The following is a 12,541-nucleotide window of genomic DNA, read 5'->3' as shown; positions in this document are numbered from 1 at the left end:
TTGTTCCTGGTAGTTGATCACGACCATGGCGTCCTGATCGTAGTTGTAGTGCTTGAAGCGGGGCATTGCCGACGGCTCCTTGTCTGTTTGCCTGATCCTACCAAACCGGGATGGGAATTTCGGGGTTTTTCTACAGCCTCAACGCTTAACGAAGCGGCGCGTCTCACGCGTTCGTCTTCCGTGACTTGTTAGAATTATTTGGCAATTTTCACTTTTTCAGTTGCCCTCACCAGACCTTTCAAAAATCTAATGGCCTTGTCTAGATCATCTCGCTTAACAATATGTGCTGAGTAAGCGTTTGTATTAGCTTGATGTGCAGCGTCCCCTCGCTTTGAAATAAGCTCATTCAAAGCCTTTTTTGCTTGAGGCTGAAGATAATTATCCCACTTCCAATGCTCAGTGATGTCAATATCGAAATATGTTTTGAATAGATTTTTGGTACGATCGTGATTTGGATTAAAAAAGCGCTTGAGATCCTCATCGACCTTCTTTAACACAAAATTCGAGATTTGACTTCCTTTTAAAGAGCAAAGCCAAACATCGATTTCTTCGCGAAATCGATCCTTAATATAAGTTTCCCAAGCGGCCAAAGCCATGATCATTCCCGCTCTTTTTAAGGTCTCCGATCCATTCGATGGGTCGTGCTTATCCGAATCGAATCGCGCTAATAGTTTTTCTGCGTCTTGTATCGAGTATTCAAACAGCTTCCCAGCTTCAGACAACTCTATTTACTCCTGTGAAATTCTAACGCTTGCAGTTAGGGCAGGTACGGAGCGCAGCGTAGCAACTGTCCGACAACCTGTACTTGTTAGTGGAATGGCACTCCCAGATAGAATCAACCGTGGTTTGTATTGATGTCATTTCGAGAGTATAGCTGCCACAAAATATGATGGTGCCAGCATGCCAGCTCCTATCAGGGCGTACATAAAGAAATCTTCGCTGCCACAAGATCGAGTTTCGATACACGACATGACAGCAGACATCATCGCCATGAGCGCAAGCCAGACTATGGCTCCCGCTATCACTCCCCGTTTATCAATTTTGGACACCCTTTCCTTCCTTGAAATCTAGATATATCCGGTCGCCAAGCGGAAGGAGAAGCCACTAACAGTAACTTGATAGACCGCTACGCGATTGCGGAAATCTGACCGCTTCATCATTACTGATTCTTCAAGCGCCAGCGCATCATCCAAAAATCTATAAAACAAGAGCTTAGCCCACACTCTATCTCGTCGCCACCGATGTGATTATCAGCGACTGCCGCGCATAACCAGAGCCCCGGCTGCAGCCAACAAGGCCCAGGTCCAAAGCGGTGCATTCTCCACCCATTCCCGCGCTTCTGGCCGGGTTCCGATCATGGCGGCGCCAACCAGTACCAGGGCTGTAATTCGCCGGCGCCAGCGCCGATCCGTTCTGCGCTGCTGTTCCCGGAGTAGGGCCAGGGTGTCCTGGTTCTGTTTCTCGGTGGGGCCGGCGCCGCGCAGTTGCAGTAAGGCATCGTGAACCAGTTGCGGCATTTCCGGAGACTGCTCCAGCCAGGCGGGTAGGTGGGTTTGCAATGATTTTATCAAGCCAGAGGGACCGATTCGTTTGCGCATCCAGCTTTCCAGAAAAGGCTGCGCGGTGCTCCACAGGTCGAGCTCGGGGTACAGTTGACGGCCCAGGCCTTCCACGTTCAGCAGGGTTTTTTGCAGCAAAACCAGTTGCGGCTGTACTTCCATATTGAAGCGCCGAGCGGTCTGGAACAGGCGAAGCAGGAAGTGGCCAAAGGAAATGTCTTTCAGGGGTTTTTCGAAAATGGGTTCGCATACGGTGCGGATGGCCGCTTCGAATTCGTTCACCCGGGTATCCGGCGGCACCCAGCCGGATTGAATGTGGAGTTGCGCCACTTGTCGATAATCGCGGCGGAAAAAGGCCAGCAGGTTGCGCGCCAGGTAGCTTTGATCCTCTGGCGCCAAGGTGCCGACAATGCCAAAATCGATGGCGATGTATTTCGGGTCGGCCGGGTTGGTTACGTCGACAAAAATATTGCCCGGGTGCATGTCTGCGTGGAAGAAACTGTCGCGAAACACCTGGGTGAAGAAAATTTCAACGCCTTTTTCTGCAAGTACCTTCAGGTTTACGCCAGCCGCTTCCAGAGCGGGCACATCGGCAATGGGGATGCCGTGGATGCGTTCCATAACCATCACGGATTTACGGGTATAGTCCCAGTCGATAAAAGGAATATAAATCAGCGAGGAGTTTTCAAAATTACGGCGCAGTTGGCTCGCATTGGCGGCTTCGCGCTGCAAGTCCAGTTCGTCGTGAATGGTGGCGTCGTAATCTGCCACCACTTCTACCGGGTGCAGGCGCTTGCCTTCGGCCCCATATTTCTCAAGCAGGCGCGCCATCAAATACATTAGCGCGAGATCCTGGCGGATAACCTTCTCGATACCCGGGCGCAGAACTTTCACCACCACGTCTTGCCCGTTTAACAGAGTTGCCGCATGAACCTGCGCCACAGAGGCTGAGGCCATGGGGTCGGTGCCAAACGCTTTGAACAGTTCGGAGACGGGCGCGCCAAGGGAGGTTTCAATAATGGTGCGGGCCGCGTCGCTGGGGAAGGGTGGTACCCGGTCCTGCAGCGTCTTGAGCGAATCTGCCATGTCGTCTGGCAACAAGTCACGGCGCGTAGACAGAATCTGGCCGAACTTTACGAACACCGGGCCGAGTTCTTCCAAAGCCAGGCGCAGGCGGTCGCCACGGTCGAGCTTCGGTTGCGGGAACACGTGCCAGGGCGCCAGCAGGAACAACACTTTTAGCGGCCCGGGAAGTTCCGCCATGGGCAAAAAAACATCCAGCCGATAGCGGCAGAACACCCAGGTTATTCGAAACAGGCGTTGCAGGCGGGTCACGGAGTCTCCGGTTTGTTGGTATTGCTGCGGCTTTGTATCTGATTTACGCGCGCCTCAAGGCGCTCGGTGCGCAAGTTGAGGGCGTCGATATCCTCGAACGTGGCTTCCAGTTCGCGGCGGCCGGGCAGGGCGCGGCTTTCCTCATGCACGTATTCTTCAATATTGGCGTTCAGGGAGCTAAACGCCTGGCGGCTCCAGCTCACGGCGCTGTGAATACGGTTGCCAATAAAGTGTGCCGGTACATCGCCGATGTGCCTTGCCATGGCTGCTTCCCAATCCGGGTCAAGCTGGTTCAGCGCGCGTTGAAATTGATGTGCAAGGCCGGTGTCGCCAGTCACCTGCAGGCGATTGTCCGTGAATACACGGTTATCGCCTGTGGCGAGCGCGGCAAACGCCAGGGGCTTGCCGCGGATTTCAAGAGCCGGCTTGTCAGCAGGCTGGCTGTGTACATGCACCCGGTTACCGGTTCTGTGCAGTGAAAAGGTAAGAGAAACCGGGTCGGTAATGTGGAACTGTACCGGCCCTTCCAGCGCTTCCAGTAGCGCTTGCTGGCCTGCGGTATCCAGTTCAAGCGCGTGGTTCAGTGCCCGTTCGATTATGGCGGCCATGGCCGTAAGCAGAGTCGGGCCGGGGAACATCAGGGTTTGATTCCCACGTGCAGAGCAACCACGCCGCCCGTCATGTTGTAGTACTTGCAGTTCACCAGGCCGGCGTTTTCCATCATGCCTTTGAGCGTATCCTGGTCCGGGTGCATACGAATGGATTCAGCCAGATACTTATAGCTTTCACTGTCGCCGGCAATCAGCTTGCCCATCAGCGGCAGCGCGGTAAACGAGTAGGTGTCGTAGGCCTTGCTGAGCAGCGGGTTGGTGGGTTTGGAAAATTCCAGCACCATGAGCTTGCCGCCGGGCTTCAGCACGCGGGTCATGTCCCGCAAAGCCTGATCCTTGTCGGTGACGTTGCGCAGGCCGAAGGCGATAGACACGGCGTTGAAGTTATTATCCAGGAACGGAAGGTGCTCCGCGTCGGCCTGCACGTATTCAATGTTGCCCACGTATCCGCGGTCGATGAGGCGGCTGCGGCCGACCTTTAGCATGGAGGCGTTGATGTCAGCCAGAACCACTTTGCCATCGCGACCCACCAGGTCCGAGAACTTCATGGTCAAATCGCCGGTTCCGCCGGCAATGTCGAGAACCTGATGACCCGGGCGCACACCGGAGAGCTCGATGGTAAAGCGCTTCCACAGGCGATGAACGCCCATGGACATCAGATCGTTCATGAGGTCGTATTTGCCCGCCACGCTGTGAAAAACATCGGCTACCTGGCCTGCCTTCTGGCTTTTGGGTACATCCCTGAAGCCGAAGTGGGTAACGTCGTCCGGGCCATTGCCGGGACTGGCCGGCGGTTGTTGCTCGCTCATTACGCGTGTCCTGTCAGAATCTGAACCCGTATTCTAACGGTTGACGGGGTTGCTACAAGGGTGGCTAGAGGTTTAATACGGCCTTACACTGTAAAATCGTTCAATTTGAAGAGAAATCTGATTCATGTCTGCAATCGATATTCATCGCGCTCATACCCTTGATAAAGACCATGCCCGCGACGCGGCAGAAGCCCTTGCCAGTGACTTGTCCCGCCAGTTTGATCTCGATTACGAGTGGGAAGGTGATCATCTGAAGTTCAAGCGTTCGGGAGCCAAAGGCCATCTGAACATCACCGACAGCGACCTGCACGTACACTTGGAGTTGGGCATGCTGCTTCGGCCGTTCAAACCGCGGATTGAGCAGGAAATTAACAGCCAGCTTGATAAGATTCTGAAGGCCTGACTCGCCTCATTTGTGCTTCTTCGGGTGCTTCTAAAGGCTGTCCGGAAGCACAAACGGCTCCGGATGGCCGTTAAGAATGTTGTCCATCACTTGCTGCTCCCGGCTCACCAGCCGGTCAATCAGCAGGTTCACCTGGTCCATCCTCCGGAACGCCGAGTAGCCTCTGTGCAGGAAATCGTGCAGATCACTGAGATCGGCCATGTCTGCAGGTGTCCGGCTCATTGTTAGCAGCCACCCAAGCGTGCGATTGCGCACGTAGCGGTCGAGTTGCTGACCCACATCCGCCACCAGCAATATCTGCTTTCTGCGCTGCTCCAGCTTCTGGCTGGCCCGGTAGGCCACGCAAAAATCCTCAGCGGTGACCGCTGCGGCGTGTATATCGCGCTCATCAAGCAATTCAGCCAGTTCAAAGTCCAGTTGCTGGGTAATCAGGTTCAGTTCTACCAGCCCGGCAAGCGTTTCCAGCAGGTGATCCGGCAGCCACTTGACCATTTTAGGAAACACGCGGTCTATGTTGTCGTCGCGTCGGGTCATGCTGGCGGGAGCGTAAAGATCGGTGAGCAGAAACTCCAGACCGGCCTGGTAATGGGGGTTTTGGTAGAGATCCTGGTGGGTTTTTTTCAGGCGTTCCACTTGCCAGTCGGCAATGATATGCGCACTGCTGGATAGCCGATGGTCCGCTTTGCGATATCGAAAGTCGTGGTAGTCCAATAGCAGCGTCTGCAAGCGGCGCGCGCTTTGTGAGCGCACCTCCGTGCCAACAAGGCGCTCACGGTACATAGTGCCAACTCATAATCCCAACCCCGGTCGGTTTGTTCACAGATGGGTAGTTTACCGGAGGGGGAGCGCGGGCGCAGTAATCCAGATCCGCTGCGCAGCGTTCAGTGGCTATTGAAAGGCCGTGATTTCAGCCTTGGGCTGCGACAGGCAGAGACTCAAAACCGGGCAGCCATTCCTTGCTGTCGAGAGTCACAAAGTGGCTGGGCGCCCGGGTTTCAACAATGCGCATGGTGGTCGGGCTTTGCCGCGCGCTGGCGAGCATGGCCGGACGGTCCAGAATGCGGTCCACCCCGGGAATCAGAAAGGTACCGTGGCGCACATGGCGATAAACATCGGTATCGGTGCGCGACATCCAGTCAAGAGTGTTCTCTATGTTGCGAACAATGGTCAGGTGGTCGCGGGTGGCGTAAAACAGCTTGCCCAGCAGTTGTTTTTTGCGCGGGTTCATCTTGCCGAAAAAGGTTTGGCCGTAAGCGGATGAGGGCGCGCTGTTAATAAGGCGGATCAGCCAGGGCCACATGCCGTGGCTAACCGGTTCCAGAATGGTGGTTACCAGCGGGTGAAGTTTACCCTGTGGCAGGGCCGGCGCTTCAAGAACAACTTCTACGTCTTCGTAGAGCTCAGGGCGCTGTTTGATCGCTTCCAGAATAATTGCGCCGCCCCGTGAATGGCCGTGGATTCGCACATTCCGAGTGCTGGGCAAATTTGTCAGTGCCTGGTTCAGAATGCAGGCATCGTATTCAATGGTGCCCTCCAGGTGCTTGATGGGCAATTCCCATTCCGGGGTTTCCGGTGTTACGCCGTTTACCGGGATATGATAGTTGCTGCAGGTCAGCAGAATCAGTTCGGTGGTGGGTGCATCGTAGGTCTGGGTAAAGTAGCAGTGGTTTTCCAGAAAGCCATGCACGCCAATCACTGACTGCTCTGCCTCGCCGCTGTGATTGCGAACAGACACGGCGCCTTCACCAACGCGATAGACCCGGCCCGAGAACATCTCGGAGTAAGCGCTGGCAACTGGCTTGATCAGCTTGCGAATATGGTTTGCTTTCATAATGCTTCTCCGCCCAGCACGGCTAACGCTTTTTGTTGGAGTTTTTCGATCAAAGCCTGATTGTGCCGGTAATAACTATTGCATCAAGGCTTATAACCAGTATAGGAGTGAAGGTTGTCCGGCGTGTAATTTTTTGTAATCTTCTGCTGCCAGCGCGCATGTGGAGCCAATTGTGTATGTCTGGCACAATGCTTGTCTCTGAGTTTTAACTCCACCACTTCCGGGGACGTTCGGGTTTGAGTCACGAACAAGCGCACCTCATGCTTCCTGCGGATTCAGCCTGGCTGGCGCTGGAAAATCCCCGAAACCCCATGACCATTACCGTCATGATGCGAGTGGATGGCCTGACGGCTCCCCGGCTGCGGGATTTCTTGCGGATTTACTGGATGGCGTGGGAGCGTTTCCGGTTTATGCCGGTGAGGCGGGCGCCGGCCTGGTGGTGGGAGCAGGATCCGGTGTTTGATCTCAGGCACCATCTGGATGTGGTGCTTGATCGTTTTTCAGAATCTTCCCTTCAGGAGTGGGTTTCTGCGCGCCTGAATCAGCCCCTGCCAATGTTTCGACCGCTATGGAAGTTTTGGTTGGCACCGAATGCCGAGGGTGGGGCGGTATTGCTGCTGCGAGTGCACCACTGTTACGCCGACGGCGTATCGTTAACGGGCATTTTTGACCGCTTGTGCCCGGTCTCCCCGCAGCAGCAACCTGCTGTTTATGGCGCTCCTTACGGCGCTCACCATGGCACTCTTCATGGCACCCCGCACACCGGCGACCTCGCGCCGTGGATATCAGCGGCCAAAAGTCGCATTCAGCAGCTGGTCGCCGGTGATTCCACGTTGGATGCCGTCGATGAAAAGCCTCATGTAAATTCGAAAGATCCGGGAGACCAGGCCGCGGCGTGGTTGGATGAACTGGCCCGCAACGGCCTGAAGCTTATTAACGAGGTCAGTGATTTTCTGGCAGAGCCTGAGGATACGCCGTCGGATCTCAAGCGGCCGTTGCTGGGTCGGCGGTACTGCCGGTGGTCGGATACGGTGCCTCTTGAGCGGTTCCGATCAATCGCCCAAGCCACCAACGTAACCATTAACGACGTTCTGCTCAGCTGCGTGGCGGCCGCGGTTCGTTCCCGTCTTGGTGTGTCGGATGCCACTCTTGAAGATGCGGTATTGCATGCGGCCGTTCCCGTTGATATTCGCAGCCGCCTGCCAGATGATCTGAAACCGAAGCCGGGCACGCTGGGCAATTACTTCGGCACGGTGTTTGTGCCCTTGCCAGTGGACGGGGGCAGCGCTCTTGAGCGGCTCTATCGCATCAAACAGGAAACTCGCAGGCTGAAAAAAAGCTGGCAGCCCGGAATCGCCTGGGGCATTGCCGCGGGTTCATCCCTGATTCCAGACGTTCTGCGCCAGCCGCTTTCGAACGTGTTTTACCGCAAAGCCAGCGCCGTGGTGTCTAACGTTCCCGGCACTCCCGAACCTCGCTATATCGCCGGGTGCAAGATTACCGAACAGATGTTCTGGGTGCCTCAGGCCGGCGACATCGGGCTGGGCGTCAGCATTGTCAGCTACGCGGGGCAGGTACAGTTCGGCGTGGTGGCAGACGAAGCTGTGCTGGCTGATCCGGAAGCGTTCCTGGAAGATTGCCTGCGGGAATTATCAGAGTTCCCCGGTGGTTCACCTATTGGTGTTTGAGGTCTACAGTGAATGAGTAAACGCGAATGATCGCGTTGTCATTTGTGACCACAACAAGAGGTGACGACAATGATTTACGCACAGCCAGGAAAAGACGGCTCCGTTGTTTCTTTCAAACCCCGCTACGGGAACTACATTGGTGGCGAGTGGGTTGCGCCCGTCAAAGGGCAGTATTTCGAAAACATCACGCCGGTAACCGGCGCGGTGATCTGTGACATTCCGCGCTCCTCCGCCGAGGATATTGAGTTAGCGCTCGACGCTGCGCACAAAGCTGCGCCGGCCTGGGGCAAAACCTCGCCAGCCGAGCGTTCCAATATCCTGCTTAAAATTGCTGACCGCATTGAGGCCAACCTGGAAAAACTGGCCGTTGCAGAAACCTGGGATAACGGCAAAGCGGTGCGTGAAACCCTCAATGCTGATATCCCTCTGGCAGCCGACCACTTCCGCTATTTTGCCGGGTGTATCCGGGCTCAGGAAGGGCACATGGGTGAGATTGATCAACACACCGTGGCCTATCATTTCTATGAACCCCTGGGCGTGGTCGGGCAGATCATTCCCTGGAACTTCCCGATACTAATGGCCGCGTGGAAGCTTGGCCCCTGCCTGGCCGCCGGCAACTGCTCCATACTCAAGCCCGCCGAGCAAACCCCCGCCAGCATTCTGGTGCTTATGGACATCATCGGTGACTTGTTGCCACCGGGCGTTATCAACATCGTTAACGGCTATGGCATCGAAGCCGGTGAAGCTCTGGCGAGCAGCAAGCGTATCGCCAAAATCGCCTTCACAGGCTCCACTCCGGTGGGCTCGCACATTCTCAAATGCGCGGCCGAGAACATCATTCCATCAACGGTTGAGCTGGGCGGCAAATCTCCCAATATCTATTTCTCGGACGTCATGAAGGCCGAGCCGGAGTTCGTGAGCAAGTGCGTGGAAGGCCTGGTTCTGGCGTTTTTCAACCAGGGTGAAGTGTGCACCTGTCCGTCGCGGGCGCTGGTACAGGAAGACATGTACGAAGAGTTCATGCAAAAAGTGGTTGAGCGCACCAAATCCATCAAGCGCGGCAATCCGCTGGATACGGATGTGCAGGTAGGTGCCCAGGCCAGTAAGGAGCAGTTCGACAAGATCATGTCGTACCTCGAAATCGGCAAACAGGAAGGCGCGGTTGTTCTCACCGGCGGTGGCAGAGAAGAGATGGACGACGAATTCAACAACGGCTTCTACGTTCAGCCCACCTTGTTCAAGGGCGACAACAAGATGCGGGTATTCCAGGAGGAAATCTTTGGCCCGGTTGTGGGCGTGACCACGTTCAAAACCGAAGAAGAAGCGGTGGCGATTGCCAACGATACCGAATACGGGCTGGGTGCCGGCGTTTGGACTCGCGATACCAATCGTGCCTATCGAGTGGGGCGTAACATTCAGGCCGGCCGGGTGTGGATGAACTGCTACCATGCCTACCCGGCACACGCAGCGTTTGGTGGCTATAAGAAATCCGGTGTTGGCCGCGAAACCCATAAGATGGCGCTGGAGCATTATCAGCAGACAAAGTGCATGCTGACCAGCTACGACATCAACCCGTTGGGATTTTTCTGACCCGACCGTTGCAGGTGTCCTCGCGGGAGGTCACCTGCAAAGCGCTTTGATCTATAGCAAGCCATCCTGGCTTGGAAGCAGACAGGGGCAATCATGAGTGAAAATGGAGCCAGTGGAGTAGACACCCAAACCAGAATTGAAACAGACAGCCTGGGGGATGTTCATGTGCCTGCCGAAGCGCTCTGGGGGGCCCAGACCCAGCGCGCCGTAGATAACTTTCCGGTGAGTGATCAGCCCATGCCGCCCGCGTTTATTGCGGCGGTGGCACGCATCAAGCAAGCCGCGGCAGAAGCCAACGCCAGCTTGGGGCTGCTCGATAACAGCCGTTGTGATGCGATTACGGACGCTTGTAAGGCGCTCATCAGGGGCGAATACGCGGATCAGTTTCCGGTTGATCGCTACCAGACAGGCTCAGGCACCAGCACAAACATGAACGTTAATGAGGTTATTGCCGCCATCGCGGCCAGCAATGGGGTGCAGGTGCATCCAAACGACCACGTCAACATGAGCCAGAGCTCGAACGATGTCATCCCTACGGCCATTCACGTGAGTGCGGTGATTGGCGTGAATGAGAGACTGATTCCGGCGCTGACGCACATGCGCGGCGTCATTTACGAACGCGAAGCGCTTTTCTCCGAGCAGGTTAAAACGGGCCGCACCCATCTGATGGATGCCATGCCAATCACCTTGGGCCAGGAGCTGCGCACTTGGCGTGAGCAGATACTCGCAGTTGAAAAGCGCCTTGATGCCGCCACGGATGATCTGCTTGCATTGCCTCAGGGCGGAACAGCGGTAGGCACAGGCGTAAACGCGCTGCCGGAGTTTGCGAGCCAGGTTGTGAAGTTTTTGAAAAAAAACACCGGTTACCCGTTTCGCTCTCTTGATCACAAATTTGTAGGGCAGAGCGCCGTCGATGGCCCGGTTGCGCTCTCATCGCAATTGCGCGGGCTGGGCATTGTGCTCACCAAAATGGCCAACGATCTGCGCTGGATGAACAGCGGCCCGATTCACGGCCTTGCCGAGATAAACCTGCCGGCATTGCAGCCGGGCAGCAGCATTATGCCGGGCAAAGTTAACCCGGTTATTCCCGAATCTGTTGCCATGGTGGGGGCGCAGGTAATGGGTCTGGACAGTGCCAACGCCATTGCCGGGCAGTCGGGTAACTTTCAGTTGAATGTGATGCTGCCTCTCATAGGCAGCAACCTTCTGGATATGATCAAATTGCTTGGCAACGTGACGACCATGCTGGCAGACAAAGCCATCCGGGGCTTTACGGTGAACACCGAAACTCTAAATGCCAGCGTGGGTCGCAACCCGGTGCTGGTAACGGCGCTGAACCCTGAAATCGGTTACAGCCTGGCCTCGGAGATTGCGAAGGAAGCCTACAAAACGGGTCGCCCGGTTATTGATGTGGCAGAGGAGCGAAGTGGCCTTAGCCGAGAGCGGCTTGAAGCGCTGATGGACCCGCTCAAACTTACCCGGGGTGGCGCCACCTGATGACGCTCCGGATATTGGTAAACTGATCAGATTGCGACCACAATACGTATATTGTAGATATTCACACCCTTAATCGAGGTCATCATGACATCATCTTGCAGTATCCCTGGCCTGAACGTGGCCCGCAGTCGCTTTCCTGAGCCAGAGCATGACCTGCCAGCCGCAGAGGGCGAGCGCAGAGTGGTTCTTGCCGGTGGTTGCTTCTGGTGTGTGGAAGCCGTTTTTCTGGCAATGGATGGCGTAAATCGCGTGGAGTCTGGCTACGCTGGCGGTTCGCAACAGACCGCGAATTACGAGGCGGTATGCACCGGGTCTACCGGTCATGCGGAAGTCGTGGCTGTGCATTACGACCCCGCCCGGGTCAGCTTTGGCGAGTTGCTTCGAGTGTTCTTTTCTGTGGCTCATGATCCCACTCAGTTAAATCGCCAAGGCAACGACAGGGGTACGCAATATCGCTCTGCCGTGTTTTATGAAACTCCGGAACAGAAGCAGGTTGTCGAATCCTACATTCGCCAGCTTGATGAGGCGGCGGTGTATTCGCAGCCATTGGTAACGGCTCTGGAGCCACTGGAGGCATTTTACCCGGCCGAGTCTCAGCACCAGAACTTCGCTGCCCGGAATCCTTACCAGCCTTACATCATGGCGGTGGCGGCCCCGAAAATGGAAAAACTGATGGGTGGCTTTGGTGACAAGCTCAAACCGGAATACACTGACGCCAACTCTAATTCCCATGCCGGGGACAACCTGGCCTAAGGAGACGCACGATGAACAGTTCTGTTGCAAATTATGATCTGACGCCTCTGTCTGAGGCGCAGATAGAAGAAAAAGCGGCCGGCCTGACACCGGAAGAGCGTCAGGTATTGCTGGATCACGGAACGGAGCATCCGTTCTGTGGCACGCTACTGGACAACAAGTTGTCGGGTGTTTATCACTGCCGGCTTTGTGATCTTCCACTGTTCAGTTCAGACGCAAAATTTGATTCAGGCACCGGCTGGCCGAGTTTTTTCCAGCCGTTCGACAAAGAGCACATTCGCTACATTGAAGACACAAGCATGGGCATGGCCCGAACAGAAGTGCGCTGCATCCGCTGTGAAAGCCATCTTGGGCATGTGTTTCCAGACGGGCCGCCCCCGACCGATCAGCGCTATTGCCTGAATTCTGTTGCCTTGGACTTCCAGGAAAACAGTTAAGGAACAGCACTATGCCGCGCTGAAACAC

Annotated in this window: 12 protein-coding genes; 6 read left to right on the top strand and 6 right to left on the bottom strand. The window is 55.6% G+C overall.

Going from position 1 to position 12,541, the window contains the following annotated elements; genetic code table 11:
* Positions 1-194: 194 nt before the first annotated feature.
* The 4 genes from ENI00_RS10920 to ubiE all read right to left on the bottom strand — a co-directional run bounded on the left by ENI00_RS10920 (position 195) and on the right by ubiE (position 4,314).
* The gene (locus ENI00_RS10920) at positions 195-722 is read right to left on the bottom strand and encodes a HEPN domain-containing protein (protein ID WP_304101947.1); all 528 of its coding nucleotides are present in this window, start codon (positions 720-722) and stop codon (positions 195-197) included.
* 528 nt (positions 723-1,250) lie between these two features.
* Positions 1,251-2,894 (bottom strand): ubiquinone biosynthesis regulatory protein kinase UbiB, encoded by a 1,644-nt coding sequence (gene ubiB, locus ENI00_RS10915; protein ID WP_304101945.1) that lies wholly within the window; start codon positions 2,892-2,894, stop codon positions 1,251-1,253.
* On the bottom strand, positions 2,891-3,532 hold the full coding sequence (locus ENI00_RS10910; RefSeq protein ID WP_304101943.1) for a ubiquinone biosynthesis accessory factor UbiJ: 642 nt from the start codon (positions 3,530-3,532) through the stop codon (positions 2,891-2,893). The genes ubiB and ENI00_RS10910 overlap by 4 nt, the downstream gene beginning before the upstream one ends.
* Positions 3,532-4,314, bottom strand: coding sequence for a bifunctional demethylmenaquinone methyltransferase/2-methoxy-6-polyprenyl-1,4-benzoquinol methylase UbiE (gene ubiE, locus ENI00_RS10905; RefSeq protein ID WP_304101940.1), 783 nt, complete (start codon positions 4,312-4,314; stop codon positions 3,532-3,534). Before ubiE ends, ENI00_RS10910 begins: the two co-directional genes overlap by 1 nt.
* A gap of 124 nt (positions 4,315-4,438) precedes the next feature.
* On the opposite strand from ubiE, the gene ENI00_RS10900 reads away from it, so the two are divergent.
* Positions 4,439-4,717 (top strand): polyhydroxyalkanoic acid system family protein, encoded by a 279-nt coding sequence (locus tag ENI00_RS10900; RefSeq protein ID WP_304101938.1) that lies wholly within the window; start codon positions 4,439-4,441, stop codon positions 4,715-4,717.
* Positions 4,718-4,747: 30 nt separating this feature from the next.
* Here ENI00_RS10900 and ENI00_RS10895 read toward each other — a convergent pair whose 3' ends face one another.
* Both ENI00_RS10895 and ENI00_RS10890 read right to left on the bottom strand, forming a co-directional pair.
* The gene (locus ENI00_RS10895; RefSeq protein ID WP_304101936.1) at positions 4,748-5,497 is read right to left on the bottom strand and encodes an FFLEELY motif protein; all 750 of its coding nucleotides are present in this window, start codon (positions 5,495-5,497) and stop codon (positions 4,748-4,750) included.
* A 127-nt stretch (positions 5,498-5,624) separates the two neighbouring features.
* Complete coding sequence (locus ENI00_RS10890) at positions 5,625-6,548, bottom strand: alpha/beta hydrolase (RefSeq protein ID WP_304101932.1); 924 nt, start codon at positions 6,546-6,548, stop codon at positions 5,625-5,627.
* Between the two features lie 236 nt (positions 6,549-6,784).
* Between ENI00_RS10890 and ENI00_RS10885 the strand changes: the two genes are divergently transcribed.
* The 5 genes from ENI00_RS10885 (at position 6,785) to msrB (ending at position 12,513) form a co-directional block, all read left to right on the top strand.
* Positions 6,785-8,236 carry a WS/DGAT domain-containing protein gene (locus ENI00_RS10885; RefSeq protein WP_304101931.1) on the top strand — a complete coding sequence of 484 codons (1,452 nt, stop codon included), beginning with the start codon at positions 6,785-6,787 and terminating at the stop codon, positions 8,234-8,236.
* A gap of 69 nt (positions 8,237-8,305) precedes the next feature.
* On the top strand, positions 8,306-9,826 hold the full coding sequence (locus ENI00_RS10880) for an aldehyde dehydrogenase family protein (protein WP_304101930.1): 1,521 nt from the start codon (positions 8,306-8,308) through the stop codon (positions 9,824-9,826).
* A 93-nt stretch (positions 9,827-9,919) separates the two neighbouring features.
* Positions 9,920-11,323, top strand: coding sequence for a class II fumarate hydratase (locus ENI00_RS10875; RefSeq protein ID WP_304101929.1), 1,404 nt, complete (start codon positions 9,920-9,922; stop codon positions 11,321-11,323).
* Positions 11,324-11,407: 84 nt separating this feature from the next.
* Entirely contained in the window at positions 11,408-12,076 is a 669-nt protein-coding gene (msrA, locus tag ENI00_RS10870) for a peptide-methionine (S)-S-oxide reductase MsrA (RefSeq protein WP_304101928.1), read from the top strand.
* Between the two features lie 11 nt (positions 12,077-12,087).
* Positions 12,088-12,513: a peptide-methionine (R)-S-oxide reductase MsrB gene (gene msrB, locus ENI00_RS10865; RefSeq protein WP_304101927.1), complete on the top strand. Its 426-nt coding sequence runs from the start codon at positions 12,088-12,090 to the stop codon at positions 12,511-12,513.
* Positions 12,514-12,541 lie beyond the last annotated feature (28 nt).

Source organism: Marinobacter antarcticus, assembly GCF_011049865.1.
GTDB classification, from domain to species: domain Bacteria; phylum Pseudomonadota; class Gammaproteobacteria; order Pseudomonadales; family Oleiphilaceae; genus Marinobacter; species Marinobacter antarcticus_A.
The sequence above is the reverse complement of the archived record's forward strand: the minus strand, read 5'-3'. Positions and strand labels throughout refer to the sequence as shown.

What these genes read in the sequence shown, in the direction of transcription:
- ENI00_RS10895 (WP_304101936.1), bottom strand. Translation starts at nt 5,497, where the DNA reads ATGTACCGTGAGCGCCTTGTTGGCACGGAGGTGCGCTCACAAAGCGCG.
- ENI00_RS10890 (WP_304101932.1), bottom strand. Translation starts at nt 6,548, where the DNA reads ATGAAAGCAAACCATATTCGCAAGCTGATCAAGCCAGTTGCCAGCGCT.
- msrA (WP_304101928.1), top strand. Translation starts at nt 11,408, where the DNA reads ATGACATCATCTTGCAGTATCCCTGGCCTGAACGTGGCCCGCAGTCGC.
- ENI00_RS10880 (WP_304101930.1), top strand. Translation starts at nt 8,306, where the DNA reads ATGATTTACGCACAGCCAGGAAAAGACGGCTCCGTTGTTTCTTTCAAA.
- ENI00_RS10900 (WP_304101938.1), top strand. Translation starts at nt 4,439, where the DNA reads ATGTCTGCAATCGATATTCATCGCGCTCATACCCTTGATAAAGACCAT.
- ENI00_RS10875 (WP_304101929.1), top strand. Translation starts at nt 9,920, where the DNA reads ATGAGTGAAAATGGAGCCAGTGGAGTAGACACCCAAACCAGAATTGAA.
- ENI00_RS10910 (WP_304101943.1), bottom strand. Translation starts at nt 3,532, where the DNA reads ATGTTCCCCGGCCCGACTCTGCTTACGGCCATGGCCGCCATAATCGAA.
- ubiE (WP_304101940.1), bottom strand. Translation starts at nt 4,314, where the DNA reads ATGAGCGAGCAACAACCGCCGGCCAGTCCCGGCAATGGCCCGGACGAC.
- msrB (WP_304101927.1), top strand. Translation starts at nt 12,088, where the DNA reads ATGAACAGTTCTGTTGCAAATTATGATCTGACGCCTCTGTCTGAGGCG.